At 67.9% G+C, this 10,140-nt stretch carries 8 protein-coding genes and 1 pseudogene; all 9 read right to left on the bottom strand.

Annotated features, from left to right (window positions below):
* Window positions 1–1,603 (bottom strand): annotated as a pseudogene (locus AC27KI_RS14095) (chemotaxis protein CheW); the annotation flags it as partial.
* A gap of 225 nt (window positions 1,604–1,828) precedes the next feature.
* A complete protein-coding gene (locus AC27KI_RS14090) occupies window positions 1,829–2,650 on the bottom strand; it encodes a CsgG/HfaB family protein (RefSeq protein WP_487114362.1) in 822 nt (273 codons plus the stop codon).
* Between the two features lie 104 nt (window positions 2,651–2,754).
* Entirely contained in the window at window positions 2,755–4,569 is a 1,815-nt protein-coding gene (gene aspS / locus AC27KI_RS14085) for an aspartate--tRNA ligase (protein WP_284405495.1), read from the bottom strand.
* Window positions 4,570–4,646: 77 nt separating this feature from the next.
* The gene (locus tag AC27KI_RS14080; RefSeq protein ID WP_272565470.1) at window positions 4,647–5,267 is read right to left on the bottom strand and encodes a DUF502 domain-containing protein; all 621 of its coding nucleotides are present in this window, start codon (window positions 5,265–5,267) and stop codon (window positions 4,647–4,649) included.
* A 10-nt stretch (window positions 5,268–5,277) separates the two neighbouring features.
* Window positions 5,278–5,601, bottom strand: a complete 324-nt coding sequence (locus tag AC27KI_RS14075; protein ID WP_487114360.1) for an FmdB family zinc ribbon protein — start codon at window positions 5,599–5,601, stop codon at window positions 5,278–5,280.
* Between the two features lie 62 nt (window positions 5,602–5,663).
* A complete protein-coding gene (locus AC27KI_RS14070) occupies window positions 5,664–7,115 on the bottom strand; it encodes a high affinity choline transporter 1 (protein WP_487114358.1) in 1,452 nt (483 codons plus the stop codon).
* A gap of 61 nt (window positions 7,116–7,176) precedes the next feature.
* Window positions 7,177–8,742 carry a ubiquinone biosynthesis regulatory protein kinase UbiB gene (gene ubiB, locus AC27KI_RS14065; protein WP_487114356.1) on the bottom strand — a complete coding sequence of 522 codons (1,566 nt, stop codon included), beginning with the start codon at window positions 8,740–8,742 and terminating at the stop codon, window positions 7,177–7,179.
* Window positions 8,739–9,305, bottom strand: a complete 567-nt coding sequence (locus AC27KI_RS14060; protein ID WP_272565475.1) for a hypothetical protein — start codon at window positions 9,303–9,305, stop codon at window positions 8,739–8,741. Before AC27KI_RS14060 ends, ubiB begins: the two co-directional genes overlap by 4 nt.
* A 75-nt stretch (window positions 9,306–9,380) precedes the next feature.
* The coding region (locus AC27KI_RS14055; protein ID WP_487114354.1) for a Tim44 domain-containing protein at window positions 9,381–10,140 on the bottom strand (760 nt) is incomplete at its 5' end.

The following is a 10,140-nucleotide window of genomic DNA, read 5'->3' as shown; positions in this document are numbered from 1 at the left end:
GGCTGCCCTGCAGGCGCAGGCAGCGGCCGACCCATTCCTCGTCCAGTGACGTGCCCACCTGGCGCGCCTGGCCGGGCTGGGAGACGGCCACCACGCGGCCCTCGCGGTCGAACAGCACTAGGCAGGCGTACACGGTGTAGAGCCGGTTGATGCCCTGCAGCACCGCGGTGGCCTGTTCGCAGCCCGGCGTGCCGGCCTCCAGGGTGCGGGCGAATTGCGGCGTCAACGCCCACCAGCGGCAGTCGTTGGCCCGCTCGTACAGGTTGCGGTCCAGGATCTGCATCGCCAGCGACGCGCGGCCCCGGGCATCGCTCAGCAGCGAACGCATGACCACGCCGTACAGGTCCTGCAGGGCGCTGGCGAAGGCCAGCGCCGTCTTGCGGGCGGTGGCGCCAATCTCGGACAGCAAGGTCTTGGCGAATTGCAGCTCGCGGGGCGCCGCCGCGTCGCCACCGAGCTGGTGCAGGTCCAGCAGGCCGTTCCACACCGAGCGCTCCAGCGCCGACTGGATGGTGGCCGAGCGCGCCGGAATATCGCGCAGTTCCTGCGACAGCACATCGGCGTGGCCTGCCAGTTCGACGGGAAAAGCGTCGGCATCGCTCTGGGCCGCTTCGTCGAAGGCCACGTCCAGGGGAAGCAGCGCCACGCCGCGCCAGCCCGGCCCGGCATAACCCTGGAAACCCTCGGCGTCGCGCACGACCATCAGGTAGCGCCGGCTCGCATGGTGGATCGGTTGCACACCGGCGGCCGCGGCCTGCGGCACCGGCCAGCCGGCCGGCAGCTGCAGCGGGTCGCTGGACACCAGCACGCGGCCCTGGCCGTCCGTGAGCGCGAGCACGGCGTCGCAGCCCTGGCCCTGCGGGCGACCGCCGTCCTGCACCGAGGCGAAGATGGCCGGCATTTCGTCGGCCAGCTTGAACTGCAGACACAGCACACCCGCCGCATGCCCCTCGAAATCCACGCGCCGGGCGTACATGAGCGTCTTGCCAGCCTCGCCGCTGAAACCGTGCACCGCGTAGTGCTCGGCATAGGGCGCATGGCTTTGCAGCACCGACAGCAGAAACGCCTGGTCAGCCTGCCGCTGCGCCTCGGAGGCGATCGGCTCCACCGCATGCAACTGGGCGCACGGCCGGCCAGCGGTGTCGAACAGGAAGATGTTGCCGTAGACCGTGTACTTGTCGGCGTACTCGCGCAGCCGGGCGGCGATGGCGGGGCGGGTGCCGGGGTCGGGATGTCCCAGGAATTCGGCCACGCCCACGTCGGTGGCGAAAAAGCCGATGTCGGCCGTGCGCTCGAAGAGGTTGCGCACCAGCACATCGATGCAGACCTGGGCGCGCGAGGCGAGATCGCTGATCCGGTTCTTGAGCGCCTCGCCGGCCAGACCGCGCATCAGGTCGGCCGACAGCGCGGCGAAGTCCCTGCGGGCCTGCGCCAGATCATGGCCGGAGGAGGCCTTGGACGACAGCAGCGACAGGGATGACAGCAAGGACAGGTGGTCCCATGCGTTCTCGACCAGTCTCAATTCCTGTCGCTGGTGCTGCGCCGCCGGCATGTACCGTAACCATTGCTCGGGGGTGGCCAGAAAGGGAGACGCGTGAGACACAGGAAGTCCTTTTGCCTGGGCGATGGCCCAGATTGTGATGCATGCATGGCGCAAACCGCATGCCATCGGCATGGGGTTTGCCCTCTGCCATCCAGGCAGGGCCTGCACGACGGGGCCGAAGACAGCAGCACAATGCGTGCCACACCCCCGCACCCTGTTCCGCCTTCCCTGCCCCATCACCCACTCGGGCGACCCGGTGCCCCCCGAGTCGCTGCGCCCGGCGCGTCAGCGTCCCGAGGATTGGCGTGCCGTGGCCACGGGCGGCGGCATTTCCTTGGCCTGCAGCGCGCGCACCTGCGTGACGAGCTGGTTGTGCGCATCCAGGAAGGCCGCGGCGATCACCTTGCCCTCGTTGGTATTGCTCCAGCCCGCGCCGGCCGCCCCGCCCAGCTTGCCGAACACCAGCCCGCCCACGCCCAGGTCGGTGGACCGCGCCGCACCGGTGGAGGCCGCCACCTGCTCGGTGGTCTCGTTGTCGGACAGCAGCAGGGCCGTCTGCGCTTCCTTGAACTTGACCTGCTCCACCAGGCCGGCCAGGCCCGCGATGTCGCGCAGCACCGGGATCATGGCGATGACGCCGGACAGCCCGCGGCCCGCGTCCTGCTCGCTGAACGTGAGGCTGGGCGTGAGCGTGTACTGCGCCTCGTAGCCCCGGCCCTTTTGCACCGTGAAGTTCTTGCGCAGAACGCCCGCGTCCTTCAGGTCCTGCTCCTGCACCGTGCCCCGCAGGCCGGCGGAACGGTCCACCACGCGAAAGCAGCCGCTTTGCTGCGCCAGCAGCTTGATCAGCGGCACAGGCGAGGCCGGCAGTTGGTAGCCCGACCCCATGACGTAGCCGTTCGGGTTCTCGGCCAGCGCCAGCGTGGCCACGGGCGCGTCGCAGCGCACCAGTTCGCGCGCGGCGTTGCGCGCCCCTTCCGGGCCGGCCGAGCCGGTGACGACGGAGCCGCCCTGCCCCAGCTCGGTCTTCTTCTCGCCACAGCCGGCCAGCGCAGCCACCAGGGCCAGCAGGGCCACGGAGAGCCGGGTCACTTTGCGGGTTTGCATCAACGCGTCCTTCAATGAAAAAAGCGGCAGGAACATGACGCTCCTGCCGCTTGGGGGTCCATCGCTTCAGCGGTCCCGGGGGATCGGCCGTGCGCCTGGACGGATCAGGCCGCCTTGACGGCGTCGGGGTTGCGCAGGCGGATGTGCAGCTCGCGCAGCTGCTTTTCGTCCACCGGGCTCGGCGCCTGCGTCAGCAGGCACTGCGCACGCTGCGTCTTGGGGAAGGCGATCACGTCGCGGATCGACTCGGCGCCCGTCATCAGCGTGACGATGCGGTCCAGGCCGAAGGCCAGGCCGCCATGCGGTGGCGCACCGTACTGCAGGGCGTCCAGCAGGAAGCCGAACTTCTGCTGCGCTTCCTCGGGCGTGATCTTGAGGGCATCGAACACCTTCTGCTGCACGTCGGCACGGTGGATACGGACGGAGCCGCCGCCCATCTCCCAGCCGTTGAGCACCATGTCGTAGCCCTTGGAGATGCACTTTTCGGGTGCGGTGACCATCCAGTCCTCGTGGCCGTCCTTGGGCGCGGTGAAGGGATGGTGCACGGCGGTGTAGCGCTGGGAGTCCTCGTCGAACTCGAACATCGGGAAGTCCACCACCCACAGAGGCGCCCAGCGGTCCTCGAACAGGCCGTTCTTCTTGCCGAACTCGCTGTGGCCGATCTTGATGCGCAGCGCGCCGATGGCGTCGTTGACGACCTTTTCCTTGTCGGCGCCGAAGAACAGCAGGTCGCCGTCCTGTGCGCCGGTGCGCTTGAGGATCTCGGCGATGGCCGCGTCATGGATGTTCTTGACGATGGGCGACTGCAGACCGTCGCGACCCTTGGCCAGCTCGTTGACCTTGATGTAGGCCAGGCCCTTGGCGCCGTAGATCTTCACGAACTCGGTATAGCCGTCGATCTCGCCGCGCGAGAGGCCGCCGGTTTCGCGCGCGCCGCCGGGCACGCGCAGGGCCACCACGCGGCCGCCCTTCATGTTGGCAGCGCCCGAGAACACCTTGAAATCCACGTCCTTCATCACCTCCGTCAGCTCGGTGAATTCGAGCTTCACGCGCAGGTCGGGCTTGTCGGAGCCGTAGCGGTAGGCCGCGTCCTGGTACGTCATGACCGGGAACTCGCCCAGGTCCACGCCCAGCGTGTTCTGGAACACCGTCTTGATCATGCCCTGGAACATGTCGCGGATGTCCTGCTCTTCCATGAACGACGTTTCGATATCGATCTGGGTGAACTCGGGCTGGCGATCAGCGCGCAGGTCTTCGTCGCGAAAGCACTTGGTGATCTGGTAGTAGCGGTCGAAGCCGGCCACCATCAAGAGCTGCTTGAACAGCTGGGGCGACTGCGGCAGCGCGAAGAACTGGCCGTCGTGCACGCGGCTGGGCACCAGGTAATCGCGCGCGCCTTCGGGCGTGCTCTTGGTGAGCATGGGGGTTTCGATGTCCACGAAGCCGTTGGCGTCGAGGAACTTGCGCACCTCCATCGACACGCGGTAGCGCAGCATCAGGTTGTTCTGCATGTACGGGCGGCGCAGGTCCAGCACGCGGTGCGTGAGTCGCGTGGTTTCCGACAGGTTCTCCTCGTCGATCTGGAAGGGGGGCGTGACCGAGGGGTTGAGCACGTTCAGCTCATGGCACAGCACCTCGATCTTGCCGCTCTTGAGGCTGTCGTTGGTCGTGCCCTCGGGGCGCGCGCGCACCAGGCCCTTGACCTGCACGCAGAACTCGTTGCGCACGCCTTCGGCCGTCTTGAACATCTCGGCGCGGTCGGGGTCGCACACCACCTGCACGTAGCCTTCGCGGTCGCGCAGGTCGATGAAGATCACGCCGCCATGGTCGCGGCGGCGGTTCACCCAGCCCGCGAGGGTGACGGTTTGGCCCAGGAGGGCTTCGGTGACGAGACCGCAGTAGTGGGAACGCATGGCCATTGGAGAGTCTTCCTGCGCCCTCGTGGAGCGCGACAAGGTTTCCGCACACCCGCGGCAAGCGGGCATGCGACGAGGTGTTATCGGGAATCGGGCGGCGTGAGATCCGGGGGTGCGACCACCCCCATGGAGACGATGTACTTGAGTGCCGCATCGACGCTCATTTCGAGCTCGATGCAATCGCTCTTGCGCAGGATCACGAAGTAGCCGCCCGTCGGGTTGGGGGTGGTGGGAACATAGACGCTCACGTATTCATCGCGCAGGTAGGCCGCCACTTCACCGCTCGGCGTGCCGGTGATGAACGCCACCGTCCACACGCCCTCGCGCGGCCACTGCACCAGCACGGCGGTGCGAAAGGCGTTGCCGCCCTCGGAAAAGAGCGTGTCCGACACCTGCTTGACGCTGGAGTAGATCGAGCGCACCACCGGGATGCGGCTCACCAGGGCATCGCCCCACTCCACCAGCTTGCGCCCCGCGAAGTTGCTGGTGAGCGCGCCGACCGCGAGCAGGATGCCCAGGGTGAGCAGCACCCCGAAGCCGGGAATGTGAAAGCCCAGCAGCTTGTCGGGCTGCCAGGAGCCGGGCAGGATCTGCAGGGTCTGGTCGAGCGTGCTCACGATCCAGTTCAGCACCCAGGCCGTGATAACGCCGGGAACGATGACCAGAAGGCCGGTGAACAGCCATTTGCGCAAAGCGGACATCCGGGGCCGTTCAGTTCTTCTTGGTGTCGGAACTGCTGGCGGCCGGCGCGGGCGCCGGGCTGGCGGATTCCTTCTTGGGGGCGCTGTCGCTGACAGGCGATGCGGCGGCGGGGGCCGTGGCGTCGGGCTTGGAGCCGCCCGCACCGCTGTTGCCGCCCCGGAAATCGGTCACGTACCAGCCCGAGCCCTTGAGCTGGAAGCCGGCCGCCGTCACCTGCTTGGTGAAGGCCTCGGCCCCGCAGGCCGGACACACCGTGAGGGGGGCGTCCGAGATTTTTTGCAGCACATCCTTGGCGTGGCCACAGGAACCGCATTTATAAGCATAGATAGGCATCTTGAGCGTGTGCGATGGAAAGTGCAAAACCTTCAATTATAGGCACCGCGTCCCAACCCCCTTCACGCCTGCTCCACCCCTGCCACCGGGTGGTGCGATGCATGCACGTTGCGCAGCCCCTGCGGCGCCAGCGAACCGATCAGCATGCCCGCCGTGGCGGCCAGCACGCCCGCCAGCTGGGCCGGGAACACGGCGCCGGCCGGCGTGGCCAGGAACAGCAGCCACGACGACAGGCCCGCGATGATGGCCAGGATGGCGCCCTGGGTCGTCGCGCGCTTCCAATAGAGGCCGAAGACCAGCGGCACGAAGGCCCCCACCAGCGGCACCTGGTAGGCACCCGACACCAGTTCATAGATCGACGTGCCCTGCATGTGGATCGAATAGGCCAGCACCAGGGCGCTGAACACCAGCGTGCTGATGCGCATGGTACGCAGGCGGTCGCTGTCGGTGCCGTTCGGGCGGAACTGGCGCCAGATGTTCTCGGTGAACGTGACGCTGGGCGCCAGCAGCGTGGCCGAGGCCGTGGACTTGAGGGCGGACAGCAGCGCACCAAAGAAGAACACCTGCATGATGAACGGCATCTTCTGCAGCACCAGCGTGGGGAGCACCTTCTGCGGGTCGTCCTTGAGCAGTTCGGCCGTTTCGGTCGGCATGATGATGAGCGCGCTGGCCACCAGGAACATGGGCACGAAGGCGAACAGGATGTAGCAGATGCCGCCGATCACCGGGCCGCGCGTGGCCGCCCGGATGTTGTTGGCCGACATGACGCGCTGGAACACGTCCTGCTGCGGAATGGAGCCGAACATCATCGTGATGCCCGCCGCGATGAAGAACAGAATGTCGTGCAGCTTGGGCTCGGGCAGGAAGCGGAACAGGTCGCGGCTGCTGGCCAGCTCGATCACCTTGTCCGCCCCGCCGGCCATGTTGCCGGCGAAGACCGCGATGATCGCGAGCCCGCCCACCAGGATGATCATCTGGATGAAGTCCGTCACCGCCACCGACCACATGCCGCCGAACAGCGTGTAGGCCAAGATGGAGACCACCCCGATGGTCATGCCCATCGGAATGCTGATGGCACCGCCGGACAGCAGGTTGAACACCAGGCCCAGCGCCGTCACCTGCGCCGACACCCAGCCCAGGTAGCTCAGCATGATGATGAGCGAGCACACGATCTCGACCGCGCGGCCGTAGCGCTCGCGGTAGTAGTCGCTGATGGTCAGCAGCGTCATGCGGTACAGGCGCGCCGCGAAGAACAGCCCCACGAGGATCAGGCAGAAGCCCGCGCCGAACGGGTCTTCCACCACGTTGCCCAGCCCGCCCTCGATGAACTTGGCCGGAATGCCCAGCACCGTCTCGGAGCCGAACCACGTGGCGAACGTGGTCGTCACGATCATGTACAGCGGCAGGTGCCGCCCGGCGATGGCGAAGTCCGCCGAGTTCTTCACCCGCCGCGCTGCGAGCAGGCCGATGGCGATGGTGATCAGCAGATAGACAATGACCAGGGTCAACAGCACGGCATGCTCCTCGTATGTCGCGTAGGGAGGGGTAAGGGGAAAGGGAGGGGTCGGAAAAAGGCTAGAAGAGCCGCACGCGGACCAGCAGCTGCATCGCCAGCAGCCCCAATACAAATCCCATGCCACCGTAGATCAGGCTCTGCAGCAGGCGGTTGGTGCGTTTTTGCGCGGCCAGCAGTTCCAGCAGCTCGCGTCGGTGGTCGTGCGGCCGCTCGCGCAGGTAGCCGTGCAGCAGGCGCGGCAGCTCGGGCAGCATCTTGGCAAAGCGCGGCGCCTCGGCGCGCAGCTCGCGCCACAGGCGCTGCGGCCCCATCTGGTCGAGCATCCACTTTTCGAGGAACGGCTTGGCGGTGCTCCACAGGTCCAGGTCGGGGTCGAGCTGGCGTCCCAGGCCCTCGATGTTGAGCAGCGTCTTTTGCAGCAGCACCAGCTGCGGCTGGATCTCCACATGGAAGCGCCGCGAGGTCTGGAACAGCCGCATCAGCACCATGCCGAGCGAGATCTCCTTGAGCGGGCGGTCGAAGTACGGCTCGCACACGGTGCGGATGGCCGCCTCCAGCTCGTTCACGCGCGTGTGGGCCGGCACCCAGCCGCTTTCGATGTGCAGCTCCGCCACGCGCTTGTAGTCGCGGCGAAAGAACGCCGTGAAGTTCTGCGCGAGGTATTCCTTGTCGAACTCGGTCAGCGTGCCGACGATGCCGAAGTCCAGCGAGATGTAGCGCCCGAAGGTCTCCGGCTCCAGGCTCACCTGGATGTTGCCCGGGTGCATATCGGCGTGGAAGAAGCCGTCGCGGAACACCTGGGTGAAGAAGATCGTGACCCCGTCGCGCGCCAGCTTGGGGATGTCCACCCCCGCGGCCCGAAGGCGTTCGATCTGGTTGATGGGCACGCCCTTCATGCGCTCCATCACCAGCACCTCGGCATGGCAGAAGTCCCAGAGGATCTCGGGGATCAGCACCAGTTCGAGCCCCTGCATGTTGCGGCGCAGCTGCGCGGCATTGGCGGCCTCGCGCACCAAGTCCAGCTCGTCGTGCAGGTAGTTGTCGAATTCGGCCACCACCTGGCGGGGCTTGAGCCGCTTGCCGTCGGCCGACAGGCTCTCCACCCACCCGGCCATCAGGCGCATCAGGCCCAGGTCGTTCTCGATCACGGGCAGCATGCCCGGGCGCAGCACCTTGACGGCCACCTCGCGCTCGACACCCTTGCGGTCGCGCACGACCGCGAAGTGCACCTGGGCGATGGACGCGCTGGCGATCGGCACCCGGTCGAACGACACGAACACCTCAGCCAGCGGGCGGCGGAAGGCGCGCTCGATGGTGGCCACCGCCACGTCGGGATCGAAGGGCGGCACACGGTCCTGCAGGTGCGCCAGCTCGTCGGCGATGTCGGGCGGCATCAGGTCGCGCCGGGTGGAGAGCACCTGGCCGAACTTCACGAAGATCGGGCCCAGCCGCTCCAGCGCCTCGCGCAGGCGCTGTCCGCGCGGGGCGTCCAGGTTGCGGCCGATCGACACGATGCGCGCCACCAGGCGCAGCCAGGGCTTCTGGAAGCTCGTCAGGACCAGCTCGTCCAGCCCATAGCGCAGCACCACCCAGACGATGGTGACGCCGCGAAGGAAACGACTCATGGTGCGAATCGGTCGGTACCGCCGGCCTCGCCGGCGGAGGACGCCCGGCGTGCGCCGACGAACTGGCGCAGCGCCTGCGCGGCGCGGCGGGCCGCCGAGCCGATGGCATGGGCCGGCGCATCGCCGATCACGCGGGCCAGGTCTTCCTCGACGTCCCAGCGCACGTGGTCCACCAGCCAGTTGATGTCGGCGGCCAGCTGCACGTCGCCTTCGATGCGGATGCCGGGCTTGTCACCGCGCAGCGCGGTCTGGGCCAGCGACAGGGGAGAGGTCTCGATCACCTCCAGGCGCAGGTCCGGCACCTGGCCCTCGGGGGCCAGGTCGAGCAGCCCGGCCGGGGTGATCTGCAGGGCCATGGAATAGACCCGCCACTGCACCCGCGCCACGCGCCCCTTCTGGCGCACGAGGCGGTCCATGGCCTCGGGCTCCTGCATGAGCACGTGGTTGAGGAACAGCACCAGGCGGTGCTGCACCTCGTGCACCAGCCACTGCGGTGGCTGCGGGCCTGCGGCGATGCGCTCGAAAAGCCCATCCAGGAATGAAAAAGGGGACTGTGTTGCCATAGTCCCCGATTATTCCCCGAACTGGGCGCGGCACCGAGGGCTTTACCCCCGCGCCCGCCGCGCCATTGCGGCCGGTTACTGCAGGGCCTGCACCCCGGCCACCAGCCAGCCGCTGCCGCCGCTCTTGGGCTTGGTCATGTTCCACACCTCGCGGAACGGGCTCGGGCCGGCCGAGAGTTCCTCGCGGATCATGCCGGAGAACTCCACGCTGGCCATGTAGCCATCGCCCAGGTCCTCGATGCCCAGCAGCTGTGCCTCCAGCATGACCACGTCGGTGTGGTTGGGCTGGCTGGCGCCGCGCAGCGACTCGCGCTCGCTCAGCTGGGTGCGGATCTCCTCCACCATGCTGTCCGTCATCATCGAACGGAGCGCGGCGATGTCGGAACGGTCCCAGGCGCCTTGCAGCGTGATGAAGTTGCGCTTGGCCGCGGTCAGGAAGCCTTCGGTGTCGAAGCCCTCGGGCACGCCCCAGTTCTGCGAGCCTGCCAGCGCCGAGCCGATCACCACGCCGGAGCCACCGCCGCTCTGGCGCGAGGCGTCGAAGGCCATGCTGCTGCGCTCGAAGGGCCGCGCGGAGGCATCGTTGCCCACGTTCTGCGGGCTGTACTGGCGGGGCATCTGCGCCTCGGCCGGCGAAGCAGCACCGCCGCCGGCGCCCTGGAAGGCGAAGGGCGAGTGGCCTGCGCCACCGCCTTCGGCGGGCTTGCGCGACCGCATGAACATGCGGAACACGGCGAAGGCCCCCAGCGCCAGCAGCGCGATCAGCAGGAACTGGCCGAAGCCCGCGCCCAGGCCGAGCGAGTGGGCCAGCCAGGCCAGGCCCAGGCCCGCGGCC

This window comes from Acidovorax sp. KPB24-03 (assembly GCF_057546605.1).
The sequence above is the reverse complement of the archived record's forward strand: the minus strand, read 5'-3'. Positions and strand labels throughout refer to the sequence as shown.

Bases quoted from the DNA above. Each gene is read 5' to 3' on its own strand.
- AC27KI_RS14060 (WP_272565475.1), bottom strand. From the start codon at position 9,305: ATGGCAACACAGTCCCCTTTTTCATTCCTGGATGGGCTTTTCGAGCGC.
- AC27KI_RS14090 (WP_487114362.1), bottom strand. From the start codon at position 2,650: ATGCAAACCCGCAAAGTGACCCGGCTCTCCGTGGCCCTGCTGGCCCTG.
- AC27KI_RS14075 (WP_487114360.1), bottom strand. From the start codon at position 5,601: ATGCCTATCTATGCTTATAAATGCGGTTCCTGTGGCCACGCCAAGGAT.
- AC27KI_RS14080 (WP_272565470.1), bottom strand. From the start codon at position 5,267: ATGTCCGCTTTGCGCAAATGGCTGTTCACCGGCCTTCTGGTCATCGTT.
- aspS (WP_284405495.1), bottom strand. From the start codon at position 4,569: ATGGCCATGCGTTCCCACTACTGCGGTCTCGTCACCGAAGCCCTCCTG.
- ubiB (WP_487114356.1), bottom strand. From the start codon at position 8,742: ATGAGTCGTTTCCTTCGCGGCGTCACCATCGTCTGGGTGGTGCTGCGC.